This is a genomic window from Niallia oryzisoli (genome assembly GCF_036670025.1).
Taxonomy (GTDB): domain Bacteria; phylum Bacillota; class Bacilli; order Bacillales; family Cytobacillaceae; genus Bacillus_BD; species Bacillus_BD oryzisoli.
Genome location: NZ_CP137640.1, coordinates 4,279,868 through 4,295,103, shown reverse-complemented (window position 1 = coordinate 4,295,103; position 15,236 = coordinate 4,279,868). Strand labels below are relative to the sequence as shown.

Genomic DNA, 15,236 nt, shown 5'->3' with positions numbered 1-15,236 from the left:
TCCTCCCCTGAGTATTAGCTGATTATATGTATAAGCGTAATTTTATGAAGATATGTCAAAGAAGCGTTAAAGAAATGCAGATGAGGGAAAAGTGTTGAAAGGAGATAGGTAGCCCGGTCCTATCACCTTTTATACTCATTATAATGAAACAGAATATCTCTTCTTCTTTTTAAAATAGCACCATTCTTTATAGCCGATTTCTCTCAGTTTTTTTTGAACTAGTTCAAAATCGTCGCCGACTCTTTCCGGATCATGGGCATCTGAACCGAAGGTCACCTTTACACCATAATGATGGGCCATTTCAAGAATCTCAACAGATGGATACCAGCCGCCTGCGTCCTTCGTTTTGCCTGAGGTATTGACCTCAATCACGACATCCTGCTCTGCGATTACGTTTAAGGTTTTTTCAACAGCAGCTGTTTGAATCGAGGAAAAGGCAGGATAAAAACCCTTCATAGCATCAATATGACCAAGAATATCATACATTCCGCTTCTAGCTGAGCCTTCAATCAGTTCATAATAGGATTCTTTTGTCTTTACCTTTTGCGCTTCAGAAAGTCCTTCCCAGCGAGTCTTATGAAAAATACTTTCCCCATCTACATGATGAACGGATCCGATAATATAGTCAAAAGGATAAGGCTCAAAACACCGGCGATAGATGTCTACGTTCTCCGGGAAAAAATCTGCTTCAATTCCCAACAAGACATCAATTTTTCCTTCGTACTCCTTTTTTAGCTGTAGTACCTCAGCTATATAATGAGGAAATTCGCTTTTCGCCATTGTGATATGTGGATATGGATGGTCTTCTTCGCTTCCGAAATAGGGGGAATGGTCTGCAATCCCAATCATCGATAGTCCGCAATCCAGCGCAGCTTTAATATAGTCCCGAATCGAACCACGTGCGTGTCCGCAGCGCTCATGATGTGTGTGAAAATCAAAGGTTACATTTGAGTTGATCATAGTTATCATCCTTTACATCGATTTAATCCTATTGTTCCTTTTTATTTGTAAAATGAATCTATTTTATCCTTTGTTTGTTCTAAATGAAATGGTCTTCAAATGGTTATGTATACCTGCTATGCATTTTTCATCATGATGTTCATACAATTCTAATGAGGTGGTGGAAAGTGGACTTTGAAAGAGAGAAGGCAAATCTGTTGGCGGAAAATATTAAAGGTTTTATTCAATTTGTTCGGAAAAGTTATCAACAAAAGAACAGCTATCTTTCCGATCCGGATAAATTATATCGGCTGAAGCTGCTTATTGATGAATTTCATTTTCAAATTATAGCAGATGAATTAACAAGAATAAATAAGTTCGTATACGATGAAAAGTATACAGCTTTATTAGTCAATCGTTTTAGAAAAGCGATCCACATGATCGGAGACTATATCGAACAAAATTACAATGATTTGTTCATTTTCACCGCAAGGCTTCATACTTTACGATCGATCAGCAGTTCGTTTACCAATATATGAGAGCATGGGGCTGTCCCATGCCTTTTTCTGTTCTTCGATAATGTTGACGAAAAAAACGTCGTCTTTTCCTACACCATGTATGTTTCATCAATATTAGAAAGCACTTACAATAAACTCATAAGTTTAAATATTAAAAATATTTATGAGGAGCGATAGATATGACAGTTAAAACAGTAGGTGTAGTGGGCGCCGGATCCATGGGTTCAGGAATTGCAAATGTATTTGCGTTAAACGGATATAATGTGGTATTACGTGACATTGAGGAGCGTTTTGTTCAGGGTGGGTTAGATCGCATCGACAAATTTATGAGCAAAAGTGTGCAAAAAGGAAAAATTACAGAAGAAGCTAAGCAAGAAGTTCTATCCCGCATTACATTAACAACTGATTTACAAGATTTAAAAGATGTAGATTTAGTTGTTGAAGCTGTTCTTGAAGATATGGATTTGAAACAATCTGTATTTTCGCAGCTTGACGAAATTGTGAGAGAAGATGTTATTTTAGCAACTAATACATCCTCTTTATCCATAACAGAGATTGCAGCGGCAACAAAACGTCCAGATCGTGTAGCGGGCATGCACTTCTTTAACCCAGCTCAAATAATGAAGCTTGTCGAAGTCGTTCGCGGCTATAGCACTAGCGATGAAACAGTAGCTACATTGAAACAGGTTTCTGAAGTGTTGAAAAAAGAAGTGGTTGAAGTGAAGAAGGACGTTCCTGGATTTATCGTCAACCGAATCATGATTCCACAATTTATTGAAGCCATTAAAGTGCTTGAAGAAGGAATTGCGACAAAAGAAGATATCGATAAAGCGATGCGTTACGGGTTAAATCACCCAATGGGTTCATTCGAACTTCAAGACTATGCAGGGGTTGATATCGGTTACCATGTAATGGAATACTTCCAAAAAGAATTTGCTGATAACCGCTGGGCACCGCCGCTATTATTGAAAAACATGATGAGAGCCGGCCGCTTCGGTAAGAAAGCAGGCGCTGGATTCTACGATTACAATACAGAAAAGAAACAAGAGAAAGAGGCGGTGACAAAATGAGCTACCAGTCTTTATTAGTTGAAATAGAAAACAAAACAGCAGTCGTTACGATTAATCGTCCCCCGGTAAATGCATTAAACGCACAGGTGTTTAATGAACTAGGACAAGTAATTGATGAATTGGATATCAATTCTAATGTGAATGTGATCGTTTTAACAGGCAGCGGAGAAAAAGCATTTGTTGCTGGTGCGGATATTAATGAAATGGCAGATGCAAATCTCGTTACCGTTGTCAACAACAATAAAGTTTCACGTTCCGTTTTTACAAAGATCGAGAATTCAACCAAACCTGTCATTGCGGCCCTAAATGGTTTAGCACTTGGCGGAGGCCTTGAACTTGCACTATCCTGTGACCTCCGAATCAGCTCAGACAAGGCGAAGTTTTCCTTCCCTGAAGTAGGTCTTGGTATTATTCCTGGCGGAGGTGGAACACAGCGTCTGCAAAAAATAATCGGTCAGGGCAGAGCGAAAGAACTACTTTACTTTGGTGACATGTTTGATGCAGCACAAGCATTAGACTGGGGAATCGTCAATAAAGTAGTCCCAGCAGATGAACTGTTGGCTGCCGCTAAAGAATGGGCAGGTAAATTGGCTAAAAAACCTCCTGTAGCCTTACAAATGGTAAAACTTGCGGTCAATACAGGAAGTAATACCGATGTTGAGTCTGGTTTAATCATTGAAACTACATGTTTCAATACGTCATTTGCAACAGAAGATGCAAAAGAAGGTCTAAATGCATTTGTTGAAAAAAGAAAACCGGTTTATATCGGACAGTAATGATGAATTCGGGTGGTGGTAGGTGCCACCCGATTTTTTTTGGAGAATATGAGAGATTGATGAGCGAAGGATTTACTGACACATGGACAGCTCCTACAGACTTCAGGCTTGGGATTTTATCCGAGCCTATTTTGGTTATTTTAATTAAGAAATGTCATATATAAGAATCAAGAATCTGTGAGTAACAAAAAATATGTTATAATTAATTGAATAGCCAAAAAATTTTTAATATTCTATTTGGATGTTTTTCATACAATGCTCTAGATTAATAGTTTATGAAAAAACTTCAGCAGTATTGATATGAAAAGAAAGAGGAATTTTTATGAGGAAGAAGTATGTAGAAAAGATATGGACAGGGCAATTTTATGTGGCACTAATAAATAACTTTCTTTTATTTATTGTTTATTATGCATTACTAACTATTTTACCTGTTTACATTCTAGGAGAATTAAATGGAACGAAGGGACAAGTAGGTCTGGCAATGACCATTTTTATGCTGTCGGCCATTATCGTAAGACCTTTTGCAGGAAAGATTATTGAAATATTCGGGAAACAGAAAACGCTTCTGATCTCTGAATTTGTTTTTTGTCTTTCAGCGGTGTTATATATTTTTGTTGATTCTTTATCATTTCTCCTCATTCTAAGATTATTTCATGGTATTTGGTTTAGTATTGTCACAACAGTGTTAGTTGCGATTGCGAATGATATTATCCCAGAAAGCCGCAAAGGAGAAGGCCTTGGTTATTTTGCCATGTCTATGAATTTAGCGGTAGTGTTTGGTCCGCTTATTGCATTTACCGCATTACAATGGTTTTCGTATCAACTATTATTCACTGGTCTCGCTGTTATCGTTGTAATTGGGTATTTATTTGCGTTTTCCTTGAAGGTTTCAGAGTATAAGCCGAAGTCTTCAACGGTTAGAAATAATCGTCCTTCATGGCATGATTTCTTTGAAACAAAGTCTTTTCCAATTGCGGTTGTTGGTTTCTTAACAGCATTTGCTTATGCAAGTATTATGTCGTTTATTTCCGTGTATGTTGAGACAAGGGGGTTACTTCAATACGCAAGTTTATTTTTCATTGTCTTTGCGGCAGCGATGATAATGGTTCGGCCTATGACGGGTCGTTTGTATGATACGAAAGGTCCTCATGCTGTTATTTATCCATCATTCCTCTTTTTTGCAGCGGGATTGTTTCTATTAAGTTCAATACACTCTGTTACGACCTTAATCATATCGGGGGTTCTCATCGGAGTCGGTTATGGATCGATTGTTCCTTGTTTCCAAGCATTGGCAATTCAATCAGCACCAAAACATCGAAGCGGGCACGCAACTTCAACGTTCTTTACATTATTTGATTCTGGTATGGCTCTCGGCGCCTTTGTGTTAGGGGGTGTTTCAGCACAATCGGGCTACTCTGCGTTGTATATTTTATGCGGTGTCATCATCATTTTTACGATTCCGGCTTATTGGAGATTAACAAGTGCAAACAAAGTCAAAAGCAGTATTTTGCAAATAAAAGACGTAAAGGAAGGGTAAACGATTTCGATTAATTAAACATGAAAAGTGTAAAAGATGAGCCGTCAATAGAGACATGAGCCTTGATCTGTATATCGGATAAGGCTATTTTTCTTTAACAAAAAAGGAGTAGTTAACCTATCCCTGTACTAACAGTGTAGTAGTTGTAAAACGAATTTACTATATTTATCGTTAATAAAGTACAAAAAGACTCTTAATTTTCCTACATTGTGTAGGTACACCTTTTGCTTGAAAAATATTAAACTTTAAAACAAGAAAACAATATAGAATTTAGGCGTTTAACGATAAACTTTATTCTTTTTAGGGGTGGAGATAAATGGATTTTTTACTAAATGAAGATCAGTTGGCGATTAAGACAATGACGAGAGATTTTGTAAACGAGGAAATTATTCCATATGCACGAGAGTATGACGAAAAGGAAGAGTTTCCATTTGAGATTCATAACAAGCTGAGAGAAGTTGGTTTATATAATTTCGCTCTCCCTGAACAATTTGGCGGTCCTGGTATCGATAAAATTTCACATGCTGTAATCGTAGAAGAACTGGCACGAGGCTGCGCAGGAATTACGACTTCTGTCGAAGCAAATTCCTTGGCATCCTATCCAATCCTTGTCGGTGGAACAGAAGAACAAAAGAAAAAATACTTCGGAATTCTCGCCGATGGGGGATATTCAGCTTTTGCTCTTACCGAACCTTCAGCAGGCAGTGATGTAGCTGGGATGAAAACAACGGTTGAAAGAGTTGGAGATGAATATATTTTAAATGGAGACAAATGTTTTATTACCAATGCCAGCTATGCTAATTACTATACAGTACTTGCGAAGTTAAAGGATGCTGAAGGAGCCAGCAAGTTTGTTGCGTTAATTGTTGATCGCGACTTAGAAGGAGTAAATGTCGGTCCTCACGAAAAGAAAATGGGACTTCGTTCTTCTAATACAGCTTCCGTGACATTTGATGAAGTACGTGTTCCAGTGGAAAATCGTCTTGGCGAAGAAGGGGACGGCTTTAAGATTTTTATGAAAGCGTTATCCTACGCCCGCCCAATGGTTGGAGCTCAGGCACTTGGCATTGCACAAGGAGCTTATGAGGAAGCTGTTAATTATGCAAAGGAAAGAAAGCAGTTCGGTAAGCCGATTGCGAACTTCCAAGGCATTCAGTTTATGCTGGCTGACATGGCTATGCAAATTGAGGCTTCGAGATTATTAGTACAAAAGGCCGTTTGGTATGTAGAGCAAGGAACACCAAATATCAAGGCTTCATCATTTGCTAAATGCTATGCCTCTGATACAGCGATGAAGGTGGCAACAGATGCGGTTCAAATACATGGCGGCTATGGCTTCATTCGCGAATATGGGGTTGAAAAATATTTCCGCGATGCTAAAATCATGCAAATTTATGAAGGAACAAACCAAATTCAACGGGTTGTCATTGCGAAAGATATTTTAGCAGATTAAGAGTTTATAAGATGTAATCAATTCAATTCAAAAACATTTCTGAGGAGGAAATACAATGAATATTTACGTTGTTATGAAACGCACTTTTGATACAGAAGAAAAAATCACGATTAAAAATGGACAAGTAGTGGATGATGGTGCTGAATTTATTATCAATCCATATGACGAGTATGCAATTGAAGAGGCGCTTAACCTACGAGAAGAACACGGCGGTGAAGTAACCGTTGTCACAATTGGTGAAGAAGAAGCGGAAAAAGAGCTTCGCACAGCCCTTGCAATGGGAGCTGATAAAGCTGTCATCATTAATGACGAAGATGTGGAAGACGGCGATCCATTCTCTACCGCAACAATTCTAAGCACATTTTTTAAAGACAAAGAAGTTGATATTATTCTAGCGGGGAATGTAACTGTGGACGGCAGTTCCGGTCAAGTAGGTCCAAGACTCGCAGAGGAGCTAGGAATTTCGGCGGTTACAACAATTACAAAGCTTTCGATTGACGGAAATAAAGCATTGATTGAACGTGATGTAGAAGGCGACATCGAAATCGTCGAAACACAGCTGCCACTTTTAGTCACTTGCCAGCAAGGGTTAAACGAACCGCGTTATCCATCTTTGCCGGGTATTATGAAGGCAAAGAAAAAGCCGCTTGAAAAGCTAGATTTAGATGATTTAGACATTGATGAAGATGATGTAGAAGGAAAAACAAAAACAATTGATATTTTCTTACCGCCGGCAAAAGAGGCCGGAAAGGTTCTTACAGGGGATATTTCTGGGCAAGTGAAAGAGCTTGTTTCATTATTAAAAACAGAGGCCAAGGTAGTTTAATTTTACAAAACAAATATGCACGCAGTATATAGAGAGAAAAACGGACGGAATAATCAAAGTGAAAGTTATAGGAGGAACCAGTATGTCAAAAAAAGTACTTGTAATAGGTGAAGTTCGTCAAGGTGAGTTACGGAATGTTTCTTTTGAAGCCATTGCGGCTGCAAAGCATATTGCGGATGGAGGAGAAGTAGTCGGAGTATTACTAGGCGATGCAGGCAGTTTGGCTAATCAACTGATCCAATATGGAGCAGACCGTGTAATAGTAGCTGAGAACAGCGAACTGAATAAGTATACACCAGATGGATATACACAGGCAATTATGCAGGTGATCGAAGCGGAGAAGCCTGAAGGATTGATTCTAGGACATACATCAATTGGAAAAGATATTTCACCGCGAATTGCGGCAAAGCTTAAGTCAGGATTAGTTTCAGATGCTGTCAGTCTTGAAGTAAATGGAGACGAGGTTGTGTTTACCCGTCCAATCTACTCTGGAAAAGCGTTTGAGAAGAAAGTGATTAAAGAAGGATTGATTTTTGCCACCATTCGTCCAAATAATATTGCACCACTTGAAAAGGATGCAGCACGTACTGGTGATGTAGCATCAGTTACTGTTGATATCAAAGACTTGCGTACGATTATTAAAGACGTAGTACGCAAAACAACAGGCGGAGTAGACCTTTCAGAGGCAAAAATTATTGTATCCGGCGGTCGCGGCGTAAAGAGTGCAGAAGGCTTCAAAGTGCTGCAGGAACTGGCAGATGCATTAGGCGGAGCAGTTGGATCATCCCGTGGTGCATGTGATGCAGGGTACAGTGACTATTCGTTACAAATTGGCCAAACAGGAAAAGTGGTCACACCGGATCTTTATATTGCATGCGGAATCTCGGGTGCGATTCAACACGTAGCCGGCATGTCCAACTCAAAAGTCATTGTTGCCATCAACAAGGATCCAGAAGCAAATATTTTCAGCATCGCTGATTATGGAATTGTTGGAGATTTGTTTGAAGTCGTGCCGTTATTAGTGGAAGAGTTTAAAAGTGTGGCAGTTAACTAAATGTGCAGGATAGGATGCCGGTATCAGGCATCCACTTATAGGGAGGAATTCATTTCCTCCCATTCCCGTAATACAACCATGGGAGGAGATGAAAAGGATGATATCATTACTGAATTTAATTGCTTTCCTAGCCGTGGCTGGATTTGCAGTCTATTTGTTTGTCAATCTTGTTTATACACGGTATTTATTTATCAACCTTGGTAAAAAAGCTGAGTTTGAACCAAACTTGAAAGAAAGAATGAATCTCGTATTAACCAACGGCTTCGGTCAGTCCAAATTATTTAAAGACAAAAAAAGCGGAATGATGCATTTAGTACTATTTTATACTTTCTTTATCATTCAAATTGGACTAATTGAACTGATTATAAAAGGTTTTATCAAAGGTTATGAATTTCCTTTTGGTGAAGCACATAAATATTTCAGTCTGCTGCAAGAGTGGGCCACATTCCTCATGCTGCTGGCTATCGTATATGGTTTTTACCGCCGTTATGGTGAAAAGTTAAAACGTCTGCAATGGAAACGTGACGGAAAAGCAGCTTTTGTTTATATCGCTCTATCCACACTAACTTTATCCATCTTGATTACTTTAGGTTTCGAAGCGGTTATGTTAAATCATGAACCAAACCTAGTCTATGCTCCATTCTCTGGTACAATTGCTCTGCTGTTCTCCGGTATTGGAACAACCGCAGGAACTGTACTGTTCTACGTATTCTGGTGGGTTCATATGCTGACTGTCTTCACATTCCTTGTGTTTGTCCCGCAGTCAAAGCAATTTCATGAGTTATTTGCCATGGTCAATATTTTCTTTAAAAAACAAGGCCCTGTGGGAAAATTAAGAAAGATTGATTTCGAGGATGAGGAAGCTGAGGAATTCGGTGTTGGTAAAATCGAGGATTTTACACAGCAGCAATTGATTGATCTGTACGCATGTGCAGAATGCGGTCGATGCACCAATATGTGCCCAGCTTCGGGTACTGGAAAAACGTTATCGCCAATGGATCTGATTGTGAAGATGAGGGACCATTTAACAGAAAAAGGCGCAGCCATTACATCGAGGCAGCCATGGGCACCTGCTTTTGCGTTTAAAAATACAAGAGCCAATCAGCTGGCATTAGCAGGAAGCGGTGCCGAAGAAGTGGCAGCAGCGATGGAAAGTGTTCGATTAATTGGTGATGTCATTACAGAAGAAGAAATTTGGGCCTGTACAACGTGCCGCAATTGTGAGGACCAATGTCCTGTAGCAAATGAGCATGTGGATAAAATTATCGACCTCCGCCGTTATCTTGTTTTAACGGAAGGAAACATGAACAGTGATGCACAGCGGGCAATTACCAATATTGAACGTCAGGGAAATCCTTGGGGAATGAACCGCAAGGAGCGTGCGAACTGGCGTGATGCTGTTGAGGATGTGACGATCCCGACAGCAAAAGAATTGAAAAAAGCGGGAGAAGAGTTTGAGTATCTATTCTTCGTCGGCTCAATGGGTTCCTACGATAACCGAAGTCAGAAGCTGACGCAGTCCTTTGTCCGTTTGTTGAATCATGCAGGAGTTAAGTTTGCGATTCTTGGAAATGAGGAAAAGAACTCTGGTGATACACCGCGTCGGATTGGTAACGAGTTCTTATTCCAAGAGCTGGCGAATGCTAATATTGAAACATTTAAGAAGTATGATGTGAAGAAGATTGTGACAATGGATCCGCATGCTTTTAATACGTTGAAAAATGAATATCCTGAATTTGGTCTAGAGGCAGAAGTGTATCATCATACGCAATTACTGTCCAAACTCGTAGAAGAAGGAAAGCTGAAGCCAAATAAGGCTGTCAATGAAGTCATTACGTATCATGATTCCTGTTATTTAGGCCGCTACAATAATGTGTATGATGCACCACGTGATATTTTGAAGTCTATTCCGGGTGTTACGCTTGTGGAACCTGAACGGAAACGTGAAACAGCCATGTGCTGCGGTGCCGGCGGCGGGCTGATGTGGATGGAGGAAGATACGGGAACACGGATTAACGTGGCAAGAACGGAACAGCTGTTGGAAACAAATCCAACCATTATTAGTACAGGCTGTCCATACTGCTTAACTATGATTGGTGATGGCACAAAAGCTAAGGAAGTAGATGAAAAAGTTCAAACATTAGATGTCGTTGAGATCCTTGAAAAATCGGTTATTTAATCAAATAGATGCCCAGGCTTCGGCTTGGGCATCTTTTTATAGAGCGTTGAAGGAAACGCCTTCTATAAATTTTTTTTTACTTACTATAGAAAATTCCTCTAATGTGTGGAAATAACTAATTATCTTTCCTATACCATGTCGGTATATAGATTTAAAAAATTATTTTATACTTAAAATACAGAAAATTTAAATAGTTTAAGGGGGACATACAAAAAATATTATTGAAATCATTTATGAGTGAGAAAAAATTGATGAATAGAAATGTAATCGCTATCACTTACACATTTTGCTGAGATAAACGTCTATTAACGATAAGGGGGAATAATAATGTATACACAAATGTCAGTATATGAAGTGTTGGAAAAATCCTATGCGATAAACCCAGAAAAAGAAGCGCTTTATGACGGATATACCCGCGTTACCTATCAGCAATTATATGATGAAGTAAATCATATCGCTTCTGCCTTATCACAAAGGGGAATTGAAAAAGGAGACAGAGTCATGGTTTGTCTCCCTAACTGGAATGAGTTTGTGTCAATTTATTTTGCGTTAGCCAAAGTAGGGGCCGTTCTTGTTCCATGTAACACACGATATCGCAGTGAAGAACTGATGTATATCCTTGAAAATTCTCATGCAAAAGTAGCTTTTGTGACCGGTGAATTTGGGCATGTGGAGTTTTTTAAACATTATCTTAAAAATGAGCACAACGGCTATTCATTAGAACAGATCTTTACGGTACGCAGTAAAAATGAAGAATTTCTCTCATTTGACGAATTATTGGAATTAGGAAACAATACTCCTTTCACACAACCTGGTATTCATCCGGTCGAAGACGTATTTTCCATTCTCTATACATCAGGAACAACTGGTAAACCAAAGGGTGCCATGCTGACACATCAAAATTTAAACTATTCGGCACTTATTACAAATGAAGAGTTACAGTGTATACCTGATGATGTATTCCTAATTGCAGTGCCCGTCTTTCATGTATTTGGAATGGCACCGGGTATTCTTTCAGCCATTGGTGCCGGAGCCAAAATTGTCTTTATGGAAAATTATAAGGCGGTTGAGGCGTTAGAGTTAATAGAAAAAGAAAAGATTTCGGTTCACCATGGGGTTCCAACGATGTTCATTCTTGAATTAAATCATCCAAGATTTGATGAGTTTGATCTTTCTTCCTTACGAACAGGTATTATTGCCGCAGCGCCATGTCCTGAGGAAATTGTTCGAAAAATCCGTAATGTGATGGGCTGTGACATTTCGGTATTCTACGGATTAACAGAATCAACGGCATCCATAACAGCGACAACCTTTGAGGATGATGATTTTATCAGGGCAACAACCGTTGGCCGAATTTTAGCCGGATCAGAAGCAAAGGTAGTAGGTTCACAAAGAGAAGCGGTCCCATTCGGCGAGGTTGGGGAGCTGGCGTTAAGAGGACCAGGAATTACAAAAGGCTACTATCAAATGCCTGAGCAGACAAAAGAGGCGATTGATGAAGAAGGCTGGTTTTATACGGGCGATTTAGTGACAATGGACGAAAAGGGTTACATACGAATTGTCGGCCGGAAAAAAGAAATGATCATCCGCGGCGGTTATAATATCTATCCACGCGAAATAGAAGAATTGTATTACAAACATCCGAGTGTACTAGAGATTGCGATTGTCGGCCTACCTGATACGGTGCTTGGAGAGGTTTCCTGCGCAGCGATAAAATTAAAACCAGGTATGACTGAAGACGAGGAAGAAATGAAGGACTTTATCCGAGGAAAAGTGGCTAATTATAAAATACCTGACCATATTGTGTTTTTAGATGAAATGCCAATGACAGCGAGCGGAAAAATTACAAAAGTAGCGCTCGAAAAAGAGTTGCGGGCAAAATTTGAAGGCATTCTTCGCTAGTTTGATAGGAAACTAGGATAATAAGAAGAGATTTTTGTCTGGAAAAATAAGAGGAGTGTAAAACATGGCAAGAACGATAGAATATCATTTTCAAGTTCGTTGGGGTGAAACAGACGCTGCCGGAATCGTTTTTTATCCCAGCTTTTATGCCTGGATGGATGAAGCGTCCCATCATTATTTTGCCGAAATCGGGTATCCAACAACAAAATTACTTTCAGAGGATAAGGTCAGTATTCCGCTTTGCGAAGCAAAATGCGTATTCAAAACACCGCTGGTATTTAGTGATCAAGTGACGATTAGAACCACTATATCAGAAATACGCAAGAAAGTGTTTGTCATAAACCATACCTTTCTACGAGATGGAGAAACTGTTGCAGAAGGCTACGAAATCCGTGCCTGGGCTGATTTCAATACACCAAGAGTGAGAGCGGTCCCGATCCCGGATGAACTAAGACAAGCTATTGAGAGTATTGAAACAACAGCATAAAAAACGCGGGGGGACGATTCTATTGCTTCAAGAAGGCAATAGAAACGCCCACCCGTGTTTTTTATTTTATTTTTTATTGGAAATAGTTTATTATCTCTATAAAAATACCAAAATTTATACTTAATCATCAATATATACTCCTATTTAAAATTAATGTACAATAAAAATGACGAATATTGTCATATAGAATCGGACGTATATTTTGTATGGCAATGTAAATAGAAAGGAAGAAAAGAATGCTTCATAATATTGATAAGATATCAATGGTTCAGGAATCTAAAGAGTTCTGTAAGCAATCCGGTCTAGATCCTGCTGTGATCCCTACTTTTCATTGTATGCCTAGTGATGAACTCGATAAGAAGCTGAAAAATTATGAAGAGATTCTTTCAGTTGTCGGCTTTTTTATGAATCAGTTCCTTGTATCGATACAAGGAAAGGGAATTCCATTATTGATCTCGATAAGCAATGAAGAAGGGGTAATCCTTCAAATCGATGGAGACCAATCGATAAGAAGGGTAATGAATAAAGCTGGTTTTAGAGTCGGAATACAGTTTCGCGAAGAATGGGCCGGAACAAATGTGGTAAATCTGGCTTTAAAGCACCAAAAGCCGATAGAATTAATCGGTGATGAACATTATCATCAATTTTTCCATAGTGCTGCATGCTATTCGGTTCCTTTTTACTATAAGAAACAGGATAATTTACTTGGAACAATATCCATTATGACATCAAAAGAGTATAATCATCCTTTTTTCTTAGCCATGCTGATTACGATGGTAGATTCGATTGAACGGGAGCTGCTACTTCGGAAACAAAACAGCCGATTAGATGTTCTCAATCATATACTTATTGATACGACAAGAAATGCTATCGTTGCTACAGATCCGGAAGGAATTATTCTTGAATTTAATTCATGTGCTGAAAAAATATTAAAGTATCAAAAAGAGGAAGTAATCGGTCAATCGATTGACACGATAGAACAAATGAGTGACTATATTGGCCGAGTCTTAAATGAAGAAAAGAAATTTGAAGACGTTCAAGTGTGCTTCTATGATTCCGAAAATAATAGAGACATCGTCTGTCTTTTCGATGCTTTACCAATCTACGATTACAAGGGTGGATTAATTGGTGCTTTAGGCCAGTTCCGTGATATTACAGAAAGATTTGAATCAGAACAAAAAATAAACCATATGGCCCATCATGATGAACTAACAGGAATAGCGAATCGTCGCTTAGTCAAACAAAGGCTCTTACAAGAAATTGAGAATACAAACGATCCGATTCAAAAAATTGCGATTGTGTTTATCGATCTTGACCGTTTTAAATACGTGAACGATACCTTTGGTCATAGTGAAGGAGATCGATTGTTACAGCAGGTTTCCGAACGGCTGCAAAAATACGTGTATTCAAATAAAGATTTGGTTGCGCGTATGGGTGGAGATGAATTTATTTTTATTTTGCCGGATAAGGACTCGGAAGAATCGATTCAATCTCACGCAAAAGACATTCTTTCCTGTTTCGACAAACCATTTGTAGTCAATGGATTTGATTTGCATATTTCAGCGAGCCTTGGTATTGCTGTTTTTCCGGATCACGGGAGGGATATAGAAGAGTTAATGGTTTGTGCTGACAGCGCGATGTACCAAGCGAAAGCTGGCGGTGGAAATAATTTTCAAATTTACACACCCGGTATGTATTCCAATTCTTATAAGAAGCTATTCATGGAGAATGCCTTACGAACATCAATTGAAAATAATGAGCTTATTTTGGAGTATCAGCCGCAAGTTGATGCTAAGACCAGAAAAATTGTCGGTGTGGAGGCGTTAATTAGGTGGAATCATCCGCAGCTTGGTTTAGTATCACCTGCTGAGTTTATACCATTAAGTGAGGAAACGGGATTCATCGTACCTTTAGGGGAATGGGTGCTCAGGGAGGCCTGCAAACAAAATAAACGTTGGCAGGATGCAGGTTATCCACCGATCAATATTTCAGTCAATTTATCTAGCAAGCAATTTTCACAGGAAAATTTAGCAGCTGATGTGAGTAAAATCTTGGAAGAAACAGGACTTGCACCCGAATTTCTAGATTTAGAAATCACAGAAAGCATGATGATGGATGTCAATCATTCGATTCATGTTCTAAAAGAACTGCATGCATTGGGAATTCAAATTTCCATTGATGATTTTGGTACAGGATATAGCTCATTAAATTATTTAAAGCGTTTTTCGATCCATCGTCTAAAAATAGACCGTACATTTGTTCAAGATATTACAAATAGTTCAAGTGATGCCAGTATTGTCGAAACGATTATTACAATGGCACATAATTTAGGGCTCGGAGTAATTGCTGAAGGGGTTGAATCAGAGGAACAATTAAAGTATTTAATAAACAAAAATTGTGATGAATTCCAAGGTTATTTATTTAGTAAGCCTCTATCTGCTGAAAGATTGGAGCAGCAGTTTTTAAAATAAGAATCATCCAAAGGCTATTAAAAT

At 38.9% G+C, this 15,236-nt stretch carries 12 protein-coding genes; 11 read left to right on the top strand and 1 reads right to left on the bottom strand.

The features are described from left to right. Positions 1-138: 138 nt before the first annotated feature. The gene (locus tag R4Z09_RS21515; protein ID WP_338448772.1) at positions 139-960 is read right to left on the bottom strand and encodes a histidinol-phosphatase; all 822 of its coding nucleotides are present in this window, start codon (positions 958-960) and stop codon (positions 139-141) included. 167 nt (positions 961-1,127) lie between these two features. On the opposite strand from R4Z09_RS21515, the gene R4Z09_RS21510 reads away from it, so the two are divergent. From R4Z09_RS21510 to R4Z09_RS21460, 11 genes are all read left to right on the top strand, one after another. Further along, positions 1,128-1,478, top strand: a complete 351-nt coding sequence (locus R4Z09_RS21510; RefSeq protein WP_338448771.1) for a hypothetical protein — start codon at positions 1,128-1,130, stop codon at positions 1,476-1,478. Positions 1,479-1,636: 158 nt separating this feature from the next. Beyond that, positions 1,637-2,527: a 3-hydroxybutyryl-CoA dehydrogenase gene (locus R4Z09_RS21505; protein WP_338448770.1), complete on the top strand. Its 891-nt coding sequence runs from the start codon at positions 1,637-1,639 to the stop codon at positions 2,525-2,527. Then, a complete protein-coding gene (locus R4Z09_RS21500) occupies positions 2,524-3,303 on the top strand; it encodes an enoyl-CoA hydratase/isomerase family protein (RefSeq protein WP_338448769.1) in 780 nt (259 codons plus the stop codon). Before R4Z09_RS21505 ends, R4Z09_RS21500 begins: the two co-directional genes overlap by 4 nt. Before the next feature lie 322 nt (positions 3,304-3,625). Continuing rightward, a complete protein-coding gene (locus R4Z09_RS21495; protein ID WP_338448768.1) occupies positions 3,626-4,840 on the top strand; it encodes an MFS transporter in 1,215 nt (404 codons plus the stop codon). 316 nt (positions 4,841-5,156) lie between these two features. Then, complete coding sequence (locus R4Z09_RS21490; RefSeq protein WP_338448767.1) at positions 5,157-6,293, top strand: acyl-CoA dehydrogenase family protein; 1,137 nt, start codon at positions 5,157-5,159, stop codon at positions 6,291-6,293. Positions 6,294-6,348: 55 nt separating this feature from the next. After that, the gene (locus R4Z09_RS21485) at positions 6,349-7,119 is read left to right on the top strand and encodes an electron transfer flavoprotein subunit beta/FixA family protein (RefSeq protein ID WP_338448766.1); all 771 of its coding nucleotides are present in this window, start codon (positions 6,349-6,351) and stop codon (positions 7,117-7,119) included. 82 nt (positions 7,120-7,201) lie between these two features. Then, positions 7,202-8,173 carry an electron transfer flavoprotein subunit alpha/FixB family protein gene (locus R4Z09_RS21480; RefSeq protein WP_338448765.1) on the top strand — a complete coding sequence of 324 codons (972 nt, stop codon included), beginning with the start codon at positions 7,202-7,204 and terminating at the stop codon, positions 8,171-8,173. Positions 8,174-8,270: 97 nt separating this feature from the next. Continuing rightward, the gene (locus R4Z09_RS21475) at positions 8,271-10,352 is read left to right on the top strand and encodes a (Fe-S)-binding protein (protein WP_338448764.1); all 2,082 of its coding nucleotides are present in this window, start codon (positions 8,271-8,273) and stop codon (positions 10,350-10,352) included. Positions 10,353-10,679: 327 nt separating this feature from the next. Then, positions 10,680-12,254, top strand: coding sequence for a class I adenylate-forming enzyme family protein (locus tag R4Z09_RS21470; protein ID WP_338448763.1), 1,575 nt, complete (start codon positions 10,680-10,682; stop codon positions 12,252-12,254). A gap of 64 nt (positions 12,255-12,318) precedes the next feature. Beyond that, a complete protein-coding gene (locus R4Z09_RS21465) occupies positions 12,319-12,741 on the top strand; it encodes a thioesterase family protein (protein WP_338448762.1) in 423 nt (140 codons plus the stop codon). Positions 12,742-12,977: 236 nt separating this feature from the next. After that, positions 12,978-15,212, top strand: a complete 2,235-nt coding sequence (locus R4Z09_RS21460; protein WP_338448761.1) for an EAL domain-containing protein — start codon at positions 12,978-12,980, stop codon at positions 15,210-15,212. Positions 15,213-15,236: the final 24 nt, after the last annotated feature.

Excerpts from the sequence above, each read along its gene's own strand:
- R4Z09_RS21505 (WP_338448770.1), top strand. The coding sequence starts at position 1,637 with ATGACAGTTAAAACAGTAGGTGTAGTGGGCGCCGGATCCATGGGTTCA.
- R4Z09_RS21475 (WP_338448764.1), top strand. The coding sequence starts at position 8,271 with ATGATATCATTACTGAATTTAATTGCTTTCCTAGCCGTGGCTGGATTT.
- R4Z09_RS21515 (WP_338448772.1), bottom strand. The coding sequence starts at position 960 with ATGATCAACTCAAATGTAACCTTTGATTTTCACACACATCATGAGCGC.
- R4Z09_RS21480 (WP_338448765.1), top strand. The coding sequence starts at position 7,202 with ATGTCAAAAAAAGTACTTGTAATAGGTGAAGTTCGTCAAGGTGAGTTA.
- R4Z09_RS21495 (WP_338448768.1), top strand. The coding sequence starts at position 3,626 with ATGAGGAAGAAGTATGTAGAAAAGATATGGACAGGGCAATTTTATGTG.
- R4Z09_RS21465 (WP_338448762.1), top strand. The coding sequence starts at position 12,319 with ATGGCAAGAACGATAGAATATCATTTTCAAGTTCGTTGGGGTGAAACA.
- R4Z09_RS21470 (WP_338448763.1), top strand. The coding sequence starts at position 10,680 with ATGTATACACAAATGTCAGTATATGAAGTGTTGGAAAAATCCTATGCG.
- R4Z09_RS21500 (WP_338448769.1), top strand. The coding sequence starts at position 2,524 with ATGAGCTACCAGTCTTTATTAGTTGAAATAGAAAACAAAACAGCAGTC.
- R4Z09_RS21490 (WP_338448767.1), top strand. The coding sequence starts at position 5,157 with ATGGATTTTTTACTAAATGAAGATCAGTTGGCGATTAAGACAATGACG.
- R4Z09_RS21460 (WP_338448761.1), top strand. The coding sequence starts at position 12,978 with ATGCTTCATAATATTGATAAGATATCAATGGTTCAGGAATCTAAAGAG.
- R4Z09_RS21485 (WP_338448766.1), top strand. The coding sequence starts at position 6,349 with ATGAATATTTACGTTGTTATGAAACGCACTTTTGATACAGAAGAAAAA.